Origin of the sequence: Plantibacter sp. lyk4-40-MEA-4, from assembly GCF_030209415.1 — a bacterium.
Taxonomy (GTDB): Bacteria; Actinomycetota; Actinomycetes; order Actinomycetales; family Microbacteriaceae; genus Plantibacter; species Plantibacter flavus_A.
In genome coordinates this window covers 43562-56449 of sequence record NZ_JARVSA010000004.1, presented here as the reverse complement: position 1 = coordinate 56449, position 12888 = coordinate 43562, and the positions used below count along the sequence as shown (strand labels likewise).

Annotated in this window: 13 protein-coding genes; 5 read left to right on the top strand and 8 right to left on the bottom strand. The window is 69.0% G+C overall.

The genetic code is table 11. The features are described from left to right. Positions 1-7: 7 nt before the first annotated feature. The gene (locus QRN44_RS08465; protein WP_121293996.1) at positions 8-958 is read right to left on the bottom strand and encodes a carbohydrate ABC transporter permease; all 951 of its coding nucleotides are present in this window, start codon (positions 956-958) and stop codon (positions 8-10) included. Continuing rightward, entirely contained in the window at positions 958-2340 is a 1383-nt protein-coding gene (locus QRN44_RS08460) for an extracellular solute-binding protein (RefSeq protein ID WP_175117589.1), read from the bottom strand. The genes QRN44_RS08465 and QRN44_RS08460 overlap by 1 nt, the downstream gene beginning before the upstream one ends. 150 nt (positions 2341-2490) lie before the next feature. Here QRN44_RS08460 and QRN44_RS08455 point away from each other — a divergent pair, with 150 nt between their 5' ends. Both QRN44_RS08455 and QRN44_RS08450 read left to right on the top strand, forming a co-directional pair. Beyond that, positions 2491-3531 carry a LacI family DNA-binding transcriptional regulator gene (locus QRN44_RS08455; protein ID WP_064294696.1) on the top strand — a complete coding sequence of 347 codons (1041 nt, stop codon included), beginning with the start codon at positions 2491-2493 and terminating at the stop codon, positions 3529-3531. Positions 3532-3568: 37 nt separating this feature from the next. Then, entirely contained in the window at positions 3569-4486 is a 918-nt protein-coding gene (locus QRN44_RS08450; protein ID WP_285038856.1) for a carbohydrate kinase family protein, read from the top strand. Between the two features lie 19 nt (positions 4487-4505). Here QRN44_RS08450 and QRN44_RS08445 read toward each other — a convergent pair whose 3' ends face one another. Then, positions 4506-5138 carry a MerR family transcriptional regulator gene (locus tag QRN44_RS08445; RefSeq protein WP_285038855.1) on the bottom strand — a complete coding sequence of 211 codons (633 nt, stop codon included), beginning with the start codon at positions 5136-5138 and terminating at the stop codon, positions 4506-4508. A 69-nt stretch (positions 5139-5207) separates the two neighbouring features. Between QRN44_RS08445 and QRN44_RS08440 the strand changes: the two genes are divergently transcribed. Further along, entirely contained in the window at positions 5208-5699 is a 492-nt protein-coding gene (locus tag QRN44_RS08440) for a DUF4188 domain-containing protein (RefSeq protein WP_175117593.1), read from the top strand. A gap of 3 nt (positions 5700-5702) precedes the next feature. On the opposite strand, the gene QRN44_RS08435 is transcribed toward QRN44_RS08440, so the two are convergent. Both QRN44_RS08435 and QRN44_RS08430 read right to left on the bottom strand, forming a co-directional pair. Further along, positions 5703-6326, bottom strand: a complete 624-nt coding sequence (locus QRN44_RS08435; protein WP_285038854.1) for a hypothetical protein — start codon at positions 6324-6326, stop codon at positions 5703-5705. 46 nt (positions 6327-6372) lie between these two features. Then, the gene (locus QRN44_RS08430; protein ID WP_064294702.1) at positions 6373-7641 is read right to left on the bottom strand and encodes an ammonium transporter; all 1269 of its coding nucleotides are present in this window, start codon (positions 7639-7641) and stop codon (positions 6373-6375) included. A gap of 178 nt (positions 7642-7819) precedes the next feature. Between QRN44_RS08430 and QRN44_RS08425 the strand changes: the two genes are divergently transcribed. Further along, positions 7820-8131, top strand: a complete 312-nt coding sequence (locus QRN44_RS08425) for a GNAT family N-acetyltransferase (protein ID WP_285038853.1) — start codon at positions 7820-7822, stop codon at positions 8129-8131. Positions 8132-8228: 97 nt separating this feature from the next. Here QRN44_RS08425 and QRN44_RS08420 read toward each other — a convergent pair whose 3' ends face one another. After that, positions 8229-9572: a BNR-4 repeat-containing protein gene (locus QRN44_RS08420; protein ID WP_285038851.1), complete on the bottom strand. Its 1344-nt coding sequence runs from the start codon at positions 9570-9572 to the stop codon at positions 8229-8231. Between the two features lie 620 nt (positions 9573-10192). Further along, positions 10193-11464, bottom strand: coding sequence for an HNH endonuclease signature motif containing protein (locus QRN44_RS08415; protein ID WP_285038850.1), 1272 nt, complete (start codon positions 11462-11464; stop codon positions 10193-10195). 262 nt (positions 11465-11726) lie between these two features. Here QRN44_RS08415 and QRN44_RS08410 point away from each other — a divergent pair, with 262 nt between their 5' ends. Further along, the gene (locus tag QRN44_RS08410) at positions 11727-12317 is read left to right on the top strand and encodes a DUF805 domain-containing protein (protein ID WP_064294705.1); all 591 of its coding nucleotides are present in this window, start codon (positions 11727-11729) and stop codon (positions 12315-12317) included. Between the two features lie 88 nt (positions 12318-12405). Here the strand turns inward: QRN44_RS08410 and QRN44_RS08405 are convergent, their stop codons facing one another. Further along, positions 12406-12864 (bottom strand): VOC family protein, encoded by a 459-nt coding sequence (locus QRN44_RS08405; protein ID WP_285038848.1) that lies wholly within the window; start codon positions 12862-12864, stop codon positions 12406-12408. Between the last annotated feature and the right edge of the window lie 24 nt (positions 12865-12888).

The window sequence follows — 12888 nt, the reverse complement described above, 5'->3', positions numbered from 1 at the left end:
TGGGACCTCATCCGTAGAAGACGAAACGCTTGCTCAGTCGGAACTGTGCGGCGGTGACGAGCATGATCAGGAGCGTCAGCACGATGCCGATCGCTGCGGCGAGACCGAAGTCGAGCTGCTGGAACGCGGACTCGTAGATCACCATCACCGCGGTGCGGGTGTCGTCTCCCGGCCCACCTCGTGTGAGGACGTACGGCTGGTCGAAGATCTGCAGGGCGCTGATGATGGCCATGACGGACGCGACGAGCATGGTCGGGCTCACGAGGGGCAAGGTGACGTTCCGGAACTGGCTCCAGCCGTACGCGCCGTCGAGCGACGACGCCTCGTAGACCTCGCGCGGGATCGCGGCCAGTCCACCGATGAACAGCAGGAAGGTGAAGCCGAAGTTCTGCCACACGTAGACGAGGAGGACGACGATCTTCGCGCCGAACCCGGTCGTCAGCCAGCCGATGTTCCCGACGCCGAAGAGTCCGAGGAACTCGTTGACGAGGCCGAACTCCTGGTTGAACAGGTACGACATCACGAGCGACACGGACGCGGCCGACAGCACCAACGGGAAGAACAGTGCGGAGCGGAAGAAGGTACGCAGCCACTCCGGCATCCGCGACTGCACGAGGATCGCGAGCAGGAGGGCGACGGCGAGCTGCAGCGTGACCGCCACGATGACGAAGCCGACCGTGTTCAGGAAGGACACGCGCACCGTGGGGTTGGCGGCGAGGTCGACGAAGTTGCCGACGCCGACGAACTCGGGTGCCGAGATGATGTCCCACCGGAAGAAGGCGAGGACGAACGACCCGATGATCGGGACGAAGCTGAAGAGTCCGAGGCCGATGAGCGTCGGGGCGAGGAACACCCAGACGAGCAGTCGGCTGCCGCGAGGGGCACGCTTGCGCCGTCCGGTCTCGGCTTCGGGCGGGACGACCAGTGCCCGGGTCGCCGTCGGTGACTGCAGTGCCATCATCGTCCCTTCAGCGCGAGCTCGAGGTCCCGCTGCATCGTCTCGAGGCCGCGGCGGACGCCGTTCGGGCCGTTCGTGATCGTGCCGACCACGTTCTTGATGAGGGCCGACTCCACGGCCGCCTGCTGGGGCGGTGCGGGCATCGGGCCGGTCGTCGGGAACCGGTCGAGGGTGTCGTAGAAGACCTCCCAGTGCTTCGGGCCGATGTCACCGCCGTAGAGCTCGGCGTTGAGCGAGCGCCGAGGCAGCGACGAGTCGGGCTGGCTGTGCGCGATCGACATGCCCTCGACGGAGATGCAGTACTTCATCCACTCCCACGCCTCGTCCTTGCGTTCGGAGGTCTGCATCATCGCGTAGCCGCCGGCTCCGAACTGGTGGCGCTGGCCGCGCATCTTCGGGAAGTAGGTGACGTCGTACTCGTCGTCGCCCAGGCCGGCGTCGTTGAGGCCCTTGACCCAGAACCCGCCGGCCGGCGTCATGCCGACCGAGCCGCGGGAGAAGAGCGAGACGAGCTCGTTGCCGCCGCCCTGGGCGGGGTTCGCGGCGATGCCCTCGGAGACCATGCGCTGCAGGACCTCGAAGCTCTCGACGGTGCGGTCGCTGAGTGCGTCGGCGTTCTCCCACAGGTACCCGCCACCACGCGGGGTCTCGTCCGGGTAGAACTTCGACCACATCCAGTCGCCGCCGGGTGCCTTCTCCTCGGTGAGGAAGCTCGTGTCGTTGATGTACAACCAGGGCACGACGCCGCCCCAGAGACGGTTGTTCCAGAAGTACGGCAGGAACGAGCCGGGGGCACTGGCCTGCATGGTGCGGCCGACGGTGAAGAAGTCCTCGACCGACCAGTCGTCGCGCGGGCGCTCGAGGCCGGCCCGCTCGAACGCGGAGGTGTTGTAGTACATGTTCGCCGCGTTGAAGTTGTCGGGCAGTTGGAACAGGTTGCCCTTGTACATGAACGACTCGATGAGCGAGGGGTTCACGTCGTCGAAGTACTCCTGCAGCTCGGCGGCGTCGCGCTGCACGTACTCGTCGATCGGGTGGGCGAGTCGCTCGGCGAACAGCTGCGTGCCCTCCGTGGCGACCGACACGATGTCCGGCGGGGTGCCGGCCGCGACCATCGTGAGGATCTTGGCGAAGAAGTTACCCCAGTCCTGGCCCTGGATCGCGATGATCCGGACGGGGATGTCGGGGTGCAGCTTCTGGAAGCCGTCCACGAGCGACTGCCGGGCGGCGGCGTCCTGGGCGGTGCCGAAGAGGGCGACGGTGAGGGCGTCGTCACCTCGGCCGGGGATGTCTCCGCCGGTGAGGCGCGGCCAGGAGATGGCCGTGCCCGCCAGACCGAGACCGAGCAGGGCGAGTACCGCCCTGCGACTCAGATCAACCACGTTGTTGCTCCTGCGAAATCGGGGCCGACCGTTCGCAGGGCGCGGACGATGAGCCGTGAATGGAGGTGCTGAACGGATTCAGCAGACGAAACATAACACAGCTCCGAGCGATATGCTGAACTGATTCAGCAAACCGCACGAGGGAGTGTCATGTCCACGCAACGCCGCCGCACGACCCTCGCGGACGTCGCGGAGCGCGCGGGCATGTCCAAGGCCGCGGTGAGCATGATCATGAACGACCGCCCCGGTTCCCGGCTGTCCGCGGACGCCGTCGAGCGGGTACGCGCCGCCGCGGCGGAGCTCGACTACCGCCCGAACCCCGCGGCCCAGGTGCTGCGCCGCGGGAAGACCAGGACGATCGGGTTCATCTCCGACGAGGTCACGCTCACCCGGCACGCCTCGGGGCTCATCGGCGGTGCGCTCGAGGTGTCGAAGGCCCACGACCACACGATGCTCATCGCGGAGACCGAGGGGATCGAGGGTGGTCTCGCCCGCGCCTTCGAGACGATGATCGACCACCGGGTCGACGGCATCCTCATCGGCCTCCTCGGCGCCCGCCTCATCGACCTCCCCGCCACCTCGACCGGTGTCCCCGTCGTCGTGCTCAACGGAGCGTCCTCCTCGGGGCACGCGAACGTCCTTCCCGACGAACGTGCGGCCGGGTACGCGGTCGCGAAACGGCTCGTCGACGCGGGCCACAGGCGGATCGGCGTGGTCGGCGACCTGCCGCAGGACGTCATCAACGATCCGCGACAGACGGCCACGGTGGCACTCCGCTTCGCAGGCATCGCCGCGGCGTTCGCGGAGGCCGGGATCGAACCTGCTCGGGTCGACATCGTCGAGTGGCAGCCGGAACCCGGTTACGAGGCGACGGCCACGCTCCTCGAGCGCCACCCGGACGTCACGGCCATCCTCGCCGCGAACGACGGCGTCGCCTTCGGTGCCTACCAGGTGCTGCTCGAACAGGGACGTCGGATCCCGCAGGACGTCTCCGTCGTCTCCTTCGACGACGAGATCCTCGCCGGCTACCTGCGCCCGGGCCTCACCACCGCACGGCTGCCCTACCAGGAGATCGGCGCGCTCGGAGCCTCGATGCTCCTCGGTCAGCACGCCCTCGGGCACGAGCTGGTCACCATGCCGATCATCGAGCGCGACTCGCTCATCGCCGCGGTGTCGACCGACGCCGGTTGACGCCACCCGACCCTCGGATCCAGCAGAGAGAGATGCCATGCACGCAGCCCCCACGACCGACGTCCTCATCGCCGGCGAGACCCTCATCGACATCGTCCGGCGACTCGACGGGACGCAGGCGGAGAGCCCCGGCGGCAGCCCGGCGAACGTCGGGATCACCCTCGGTCGGCTGGGCCGCGCCCCGGCCCTGGTGACCCATGTGGGCGACGACGAGCGAGGCGCGGCGATCCGCTCCTGGCTCGACGCGTCCGCGGTGACCCTCGTGTCGGCTCCGACCGGCCGGACGTCGACGGCGCAGGCGACCCTCGACGCCGAGGGCGCGGCCACCTACGAGTTCGACCTCTCGCTCGATCTGGAGGCCTCGGGTGCGCCGGACGCCGCCGTCGTCCACACCGGCTCGATCGCCTCGGTCCTCGAGCCGAGTGCCGAACGCCTCCGCGAGTTGGTCGAGGCGCGTCGTCCCTCGGCGCTCATCACCTACGACCCGAACATCCGGCCGTCGCTCATCGACGACGCGGCCCGCGTCCGTCAGGCGGCGCTCGACCGCATCGCGCGAGCACACGTCGTGAAGGCGAGTGACGAGGACGTCGCGTTCCTGCTGCCCGGTGTGGCGCCGGTCGACGCCGCTCGGGAGTGGGTCGCGGCCGGGCCGGGACTCGTGGTCGTGACGATGGGTGGTGACGGGGCTGTCGCGGTGCGAGACGGTTCCGTGCTCGAGATCGACACGCCACGGGTGCAGGTGGCCGACACCGTCGGTGCCGGCGACACGTTCATGGGTGCGCTGATCGACGGACTGCTGACCGCCGGTATCGCTGGGCCCGGGGCCGAGGAGCGACTTCGTGGGGTGTCCGACGAGGTGCTGCAGCAGCTGCTCGACCGCGCCGCGCGGGCCGCGAGCATCACGGTGTCGCGGCCGGGGGCGAACCCGCCCACCTCGGCGGAACTCGACGCCTGAGGCGCCGGGCGCCTGAGCGTCAGGACGGCTGGGACGCCGGGGCTTCCGTCCCGGCGAAGCGCTCCGACGACACCACCTGCTGGGCCGCCCGACGGAGGGCGAGGATCAGCGGTTCGGTGAGCACGGTGCCGAGCACGATGTACTGCACCGCGAGCTCGGGGGAGTCCGCCGGGATGCCGTCGATCTCGGCTTCGGCGATGCTGCGGGCTGCGTCGACGTAGCGGTCGAGGACCGTGGGTGGCACGGTGAAGCCCGCTCGCTCCAGGGTGTCCAGGGCCCCGGCCAGGCCGGCGAGGAGTCCGGGGTCGCACTGCGCCTCGATGCCGCCGAGTCGTTCGTAGAGCTCCAGTGCGCGGGTCGTGTCGACCGGACCGCTCGGGCGCGGGGTGACGGCGGTGTGGGCGACGCCGAGGAGGTCGTAGGGGCCCACCGGCGGCGAGTCCAGTGCGGCGACGACGTGGCGGGTCTCCGCGATGCTCACGCCGGCGGTGAGGAGCGCGCGGATCACGCGGAGCCGGGACACGTGGGCGTCGCCGTAGCTCGCCTGGGTCGCCGAGGTGCGCTCGCCCTCCGGGAGGAGTTGCTCGCGCAGGTAGTACTTGATGGTCGCCACCGGCACTTCGGACACCGCCGCGAGTTCCGAGATCCTCATCCTGTCCTCCTCGTCTGGATAGTGCTACTATCCAAGTTGGATAGCGTCACTATCGAATAGGAGCAGTCTATGTCGCGCGTCGTCGTCGGCCGAATCACCCATCGACACGAGGGTGAACTCGTCGTGTTCCACATCGGAATGACCATCAACCAGTGGTGGCGGGTGGACAAGTGGCTCCCGATCTTCGGTGACATGCCGCGGATGCTGCAGGAGCTCATGTCCGATCCGGAGTCCGGGCTCCTCGGCTCGCACGTCCTGCTCGGTTCCAGTGGCCCGTACCTCGTCCAGTACTGGTCGTCGATCGACAAGCTCTACGCCTACGCGTCGGCTCCGGCCTCCGCCCATCGGCCCGCCTGGTCGCGCTTCAACAAGCGTGCCCGATCCGCGCCGAAGGCCGTCGGCGTCTGGCACGAGACGTTCCTCGTCGATCGCGCCGAGAGCATCTACGTGTCGACCCCGTCCATGGGGCTCCCGGCGGCGACCGAGGCGGTGCCCGTCGGGTCGCGGCAGCAGCACGCGCGCCAGCGGTTCGCCGACGGCCGGACCTCCGGTCAGCGTTAGCGATCAGCGGTAGCGCGGCGGAACGGCGAACGGCGCGGAGACGAGGGCGGCACCCTGTGGGACCTCGCCATCGCCGCGCCGGATCGGACCGCGCAGGGCGAGGGTGATCCGCAGGCCGTCGGCGGGATCGTGCGCGGCGTCCGGCTGCTCGAAGCTCAGCGTCGGCGGGTCCTCCGAGGTGCTGTAGCTCAGCAGGATCATCGAACTCGACCCCGAGGCCCGGAGCCGTGGTCTCGAGAGGCGCACCGAGGCTTCGCGCACCGTCAGGACCTCGTCGCGGTGCAGGATGCGCCCGGGGCCGTTCAGCTCGTTCCCGCCCGCGCGGACCGCGACTTGTGGGCCGGCGAAGCCGACGATCGCGTGGTTCATGTCGTCGGGAGCGGCGATGAGTCCGGCGGCGTCACGGAGCTCGACGACCTGCAGTCGCCAGCGGATGAGGCGGTCGACGTCGGTGCTCGTCCAGACGTCTCGCACGCTGCCACGGCCACGGTCGAGTGGTTGCCGCACGAGGTCGGCGAACCGGACGAGCCGGGGCGGGCCCGGGTCGGCCGGTGGTCGTGACGCGACGTCGACGAGGACGAGATGAGCGGGGGTGGCAGCCGGTTCGGGTCCAGCTGCTCCGCGCATCTCGTCCTCGTCGGGTCGGGTCGGGCAGGTCGTTCAGGCCGGTGGATCAGGCCTTGGTGTCGACCAGGACGTACCCCTCTTCACCGTGGACCACGGTGTCGATGCCGGCGATCTCGTCCTCGTTCTTCACGCGGAAGCCGATCGTCTTCTCGATCGCGAAGCCGATGATGAAGGCGAGCACGAAGGAGTAGATGAGGACGGCGAACGCGGCGATCGCCTGGACGAGCAGCTGCGAAGCGTCACCACCCATGAAGAGGCCGGTGCCGTTGGCGAAGAAGCCGAGGTACAGGGTTCCGATGAGGCCACCGACGAGGTGGATACCCACGACGTCGAGCGAGTCGTCGAAGCCGAGCTTGAACTTCAGTTCGATGGCGAGGGCGCACACGACACCGGCCACGAGGCCGAGGACGATGGCCCAGATCGGGTGCAGCGAACCACACGCCGGGGTGATCGCGACGAGACCGGCGACGGCACCCGATGCGGCACCGACCGAGGTCGGCTTGCCGTCCTTGATCTTCTCGACGATGAGCCAGGCGAGCAGGGCTGCTGCCGGCGCCGCGATGGTGTTGACGAACACGAGTGCAGCGGTGCCGTCGGCCGCCAGTTCCGAACCGGCGTTGAAGCCGAACCAGCCGAACCAGAGCAGACCGGCGCCGAGGAGCACGAACGGCGGGTTGTGGGGGACGTGGACGCCCTTCTTGAACCCGACGCGGCGGCCGAGGACGAGCGCGAGGGCGAGGGCTGCAGCACCGGCGTTGATGTGGACCGCGGTGCCACCGGCGAAGTCGATGACGCCGACGCCGAAGACGTCCTGCAGGCCGTGCGTGATCCAACCGCCGTAGGCGAAGCTGCCGTCGTCGGCGAGGCCGAAGTTGAACACCCAGCTCGCGACGGGGAAGTAGACGACGGTCGCCCAGATGCCGGCGAAGATCATCCAGGAGCCGAACTTCGCGCGGTCGGCGATGGCGCCGGAGACGAGGGCGACGGTGATGATCGCGAAGGTGGCCTGGAAGGCGACGAAGGCGAGTGGCGGGTAGGCCGCTCCCTCGGGCGTCTCGAGGGCGGCGGTCAGGCCGATGTTCCCCGTGTCGATCGCCCAGGGGGCGACGGTGCCTTCGGAGCCGGGGAACGCGATCGCGTACCCGTAGAGCACCCAGAGGACGCCGATGAGGCCGAGTGCGCCGAAGCTCATCATCATCATGCTGATGACGCTCTTCGCCTTGACCAGGCCGCCGTAGAAGAACGCGAGCCCTGGTGTCATGAGCAGCACGAGTGCCGCTGATATCAGGATGAACGCTGTGTTTCCTTGATCCATTCGAGGTGCCTCTCCGCAGGGACGCGGCTGGAGCGCGTCGGGTGCGCCCAGCGTGACACCGGCGTGTTTCCGATGGCCTGTGCGCGTGTTTCCGGCACGTTGCGGAATCGGCCGCTGCGTAAACAGCACATGACGGATCGCTCGACGTACAGTGGGGAACGAACGGAAGGGAGCCCCGATGTCGACATCGAGCACACCCGAGGACAGCCCGCAGGTCGTCCGCAACGATGACAGCCACGAGTACGAGATCCGGGTGGGGGAGCGCGTCGCCGGGATCGCCGGATACCGGGAGGAGCCCGGTCGCATCCTCTTCACCCACACCGAGATCGATCCGGACTTCGGCGGACAGGGGCTCGGCAGCGTCCTCGCCGCCGCGGCACTCGACGATGCGGTCGAGCGAGGACTGACCATCGTCCCGTACTGCCCCTTCATCCAGGCGTATCTCCGGAAGCATTCGGACTTCGGTGGCGAGGTGTCCTGGCCCGAGTGACCGGTCGTCATGCGGCGTGAGCTGGCCGTTCATCCGGGCCGAGCTCCGGAAGGTTTCGGACTTCAGCGGCGAGATGTCCTGGCCCAGTGACCGGTCGTCACTCGGTGCGTGGCAGCCTGAGCAGGACGGCCTCGCACCGGTAGTCCTGCGAGCTCGCCATGTCCCCGCGGAACCACAGGAGCGAGACCGTCGAGGGGTCACCGGGTGCGACGATCGGACGCAGGTTGTCGACGTCCGAGTCCTCCGTGAACGGTGTCCACGTCCAGGTCGCTCCGCCGTCGCCGGTGCGACCGTGGAAGATCTCGTGGTGGGCGAGCCGCTGGTCGTTCCGCGGATCGATCGGCGTCGAGACGTAGAGCGAGTCGAGGTCGTTCGGGTCGATGGCGGCGAGTCCGGTGTAGTCCTGCTCGTGCGGGAGGAGGCCGGGGCCGGCGACGGCGAGCGGGTGCACCTGCCAGGAGCCGCCGCGCGTGAGGCGGGCGAACAGGAACCGGTGGTCCAGGACGGGCCGGAGGCGTTCGGTCGCCTCGTCCGGATGCGCTGGTCCGTCGTCGGCGCGGGCGGAGACGACGGCGGCCACGGTGCCGTCGGGGGCTCGTCGCACGTCGACGGTCCAGCAGTGGGAGAGTCGGTCGCCGGCCCAGGTGCCGCCGTCGGGCATTCGTGAGCCGGCGGCGACGAGGGTGGTGAGCTCGACCTGCGAGGGTGCGTCGCCACGCAACGGATGCGGGTCGACGACGGCGCCGTCGGTCCGGTGGAGCCCGTCGGCGTCGAGGAAGCCGTGGTAGACGCTGTTGTCGTAGTCGCGCGGGTGGTGGTCGGTGGTGATCAGGTCGATGCGACCGGGGGAGGAGACGTAGCGCGTGTAGCCGTTGACGTAACCGACCTTCGGCCGTGTGAAGAGCTTGCCGGCGTAGTTCCAGGTGTCGCCGTCGTCGTCCGACACGAGCGCGCACTGGTCGTCGTTGACGGCGCGGGCGAAGCAGTACAGGCGGCCGTCGAGTTCGTGGAGGTTCGAGTACGTCACGCCGAGTCCACCGGTGTGGGCGCTCCAGTCGAACGTCTGCTCGGGCCCCCAGTGGCGCGGGTCGTGCGGCTCACTGATGCGCCAGCGGGTGAGGTCGTCGGTCTTGTGGCGGGTGTACATCGCGAGCCAGCGCCCGTCGCGCCGCCGCCAGAGGGCTGGGACATCGTGGTCGTCGGACTCGAGGCGTGCGTGCAGGACGACGATGTCGGCCGTGCCGGTGCTGAGGTCGACGACGGTGACCTCGACGTCGCCGCCGCGCTGCTCGCCGTCGACGCCGCCCGTTGACGCGATCGAGCCGACGACGAGCAGGTTCGACGTTGGATCGACGAGTGCGCGCTCGTCCTGGAACCAACACCAGGCGGCGTTGTCGTTGACGACCATCGGCGTGGTGGAGGTGTCGTTTCGGCGCAGCATCGCGACCTTCCGGGTGGGGTTTCGGACGAGGTTACCGGTGCGAGCGTGCGCCCGGCAAGCGCTTTCCGGGGCACGGTTCGGTGTGCGCTCTGGCCGGCGGCGGGACCGGAAGTGCCACGCGTGGACCGCTTCCGCTCGCCGAGGTGTCCCCGCCCGACTGCCCTTCGACAGGCTCAGGGACCGAGACGTTCCGGCTGAACCTCCTCCGGTCACTGAGCCTGTCGAAGTGCCCACGAGGACGCCTCGTCGTTCCGGGCGCACCTCTCCCGGTCACTGAGCTTGTCGAAGTGCCCACGAGGACCCCTCGTCGTTCCGGGCGCACCTCTCCCGGTCACTGAGCCTGTCGAAGTGCCCACGCGAAACCCTTCGACAGGCTCAGGGACCGAAATATCCCGGGTGAACCTCTTCCGGTCACTGAGCTTGTCGAAGTGCCCACGCGAAACCCTTCGACAGGCTCAGGGACCGAAACGGATCCGAGCACACTTCTTCCGGTCACTGAGCTTGTCGAAGTGCCTACGAGGAACCCTTCGAGAGGCTCAGGGACCGAAACGGATCCGAGCACACCTCTTCCGGTCACTGAGCTTGTCGAAGTGCCCACGAAGGAGCCTTCGTCGGCGGGGTCAGAACGGGGCGGGGTCTGGTTCCGTCCGGTGGTGCTTGCCGTCGGGTGTCGTCCATTCGAGGACGCCGCCCGGTTTGTGGTCGAGGTTCCACCCCGGGAGGTGCTTCATCCGGTGATGATGTCGACACAGGCAGGCGAGGTTTCCGACGTCTGTCGCCCCTCCGTCCTCCCACGCGACCGAGTGATCGAGGTCACAGGCCCTGGCCCGTCTGCCGCAACCGGGTGCCCGACAGGTGCCGTCCCTCAACCGCACCGCGCGCTGCAGATCGGCCGGAACGCGGTACTGGCCCCGCCCGACGGAGAGGACCGCACCGGTTTCCGCCTGGACGAGGATCCGGGTGAAGCTGGGCGCGTTCACCGCGATACGCGCCGCGGTCTCGGGGTCGATCGGGCCGTAGCCGTCGAGGGTAGCCGGGGCATCGCTCACACCGGCCATGCTCAGCGCCGGCACGGTGATCTGCACGGTCGGCTTGATGTGCTCCTGCACCTCGATCGGGTGCGGGAGCACCAGGCTCGACATCACGTCGTCCGGGGTCACACCGGCGAGGGCGAGGGCTGCGAGTGCGTCTGCCTGCAATTGTCCGCAGGTGCGGGTGTCACCGGCCTTGCGCGATTCGGCGGCGGCCGCTTCGACCCGCTCGATGATGCCCTGCGCGATCGGCGCGGTGGTGAACAGGTGCACCCAGGCCATGCCGTCGGCGGCCGGCTCGAACTCAACCCGACGGTCGGCCTCAGAGCGGACCGCTCGGGCGGTGATCGATTCGGGGTGGAGGCGTTCGCGCAGGACGCGGGCGCGTTGCCGGAGGTACGAGACGGTCGCGCCTTCGGCGACCGGCAGCACCTGCTCGAGGAACACCGCCCGACCGGCGGCAGGGACGTCGCAGAGCTGGTCCGTGATCACCTGTGCATGCCGCGCCGAGATGCGGCCTACCTCGAGCGACTCGAGCACCGCCGGTGCTTCGTTGATAAGTCGTTCGGCGTCGTTCATCGCACGCTGGATCGTCCGCTCCGGGATCCGGGTCGCCATCGCGAGGGCGGCACAGGTGGAGCGACGGGACAGTGCCTGGCGCTCGGCCGGCGGGAAGATCGCCGGGACGGTGGCGTCGGCGAACGCGTCCGCGTAGGCAGCGGAACGGGCCAGGAGGCGCGCCTTGCGTGCGTCCAGGACGGCCTGCTGGCGGTGGAGGTCCGCCCACTCGTCCGAGAACTCCGCGAGACGCGCGGCGTACTCGTCGCTTGCGCGGATCGCGGTGAGCGTGGTCTCGGTCATGGGACTAGTCCACCATGGACCACTGACATTCCAGATGCCGAGTCGGGTCGGATGTGGAAGGGTCCTCGTGTGCCCTTCGACAGGCTCAGGGACCGGGGGAAGGGCACCGGATTCGTGAGACCGGAGCGGGTGCTCGGGGCTGGCCGAGGATCACCGAAATGCCGCGGAGCATGCCCGAAGTCGGTCGGTCGCGCAAGTTGTTCTGGGGTGGACATGTGTTATGCCAGGGTCTCATTACCGAGTACCTCGATCGAAAGGCACCATGAGTTCCAACGCCACCCCTGACTACCCCGCGACGCCGACGTACAAGCAGCCGTACGCGCCCGCTCCGATCCACGGCGCCGCCTCCCCGGATGACCTGACGCTCCCGCTCTATGGAGCGACGTTCCCGCAGGCGGTCAAGCGCTACCTCCGCAAGTACGCGACCTTCACCGGCCGTGCCTCTCGGAGCGAGTACTGGTGGGTCACGCTGTTCGTCTTCCTCGTCACGCTCATCCCGAACATCCTGTTCTTCACCGGCGTCCTGATCGGCGCGACATCCGCTGCCGCGCAGCGCGAGGCCGTCGTGTTCGACAGCAGCACCGGCTCTCGGACCTACTACACCCAGCCCGGCATCCTCGAGATCCCCGGGGCTGCTCCGCTGATCCTGACGGGCGTCGTCCTCCTCGGCCTCATCTGGCTGGCGACCATCGTCCCGAACCTGGCCCTCGCTTGGCGCCGTCTCCACGACGCCAACTTCCCCGGCCCGTTCTACTTCTTCTCGCTCATCCCGTCGGTCGGCGGCATCATCCTGCTCGTCCTCTTCCTCCTGCCCTCGAAGCCCGAGGGTCAGCGGTTCGACACCGTGCGCTGAGTCGCAACCCGACGACCGGAACGGGCCGGTGCGGACACGATCGTCCGCACCGGCCCGTTCCCTGTCACGCCGGACGGGCGTGGACGCCTCAGCCGGCCGCCGCCACGTCGAGCACCCACGTGACGCCGAACCGGTCGGTCACCATGCCGAAGCCGGGGCTCCAGGCGGACGCGGCGAGCTCTTCGACGACCGAACCTCCCACGACGAGTCGGTTCCAGAACACCTCGACCTCCGCGAGCGTCTCGCCACGCACCGCGACGAAGCAGGGCTGCTCGGTGACCGTCGTCCCGTGCTCGCGGCGGGTCGTTCCGGTGCCGATCAGGGACGGCGCCGGAGCTCCGGGGCTGTCGTACGCCATCACCCGGAAGCCGTCCTCGGATTCGACCTGACCGAAGACGACCAGGTCGGCACCCGGGGCGTCCTTCGGCATCCCGAGGTCGCTGTAGCTCGCGATCGTCGTCCGCCCGCCGAAGACGGACTGGTAGAACTCCAGCGCAGCGCGGGCGTCGCCCTGGAAGTTGAGGTGGGTCGTGGTCGTGATGCTCATGAGTGCTCCTCGAGTCGTGCCGGG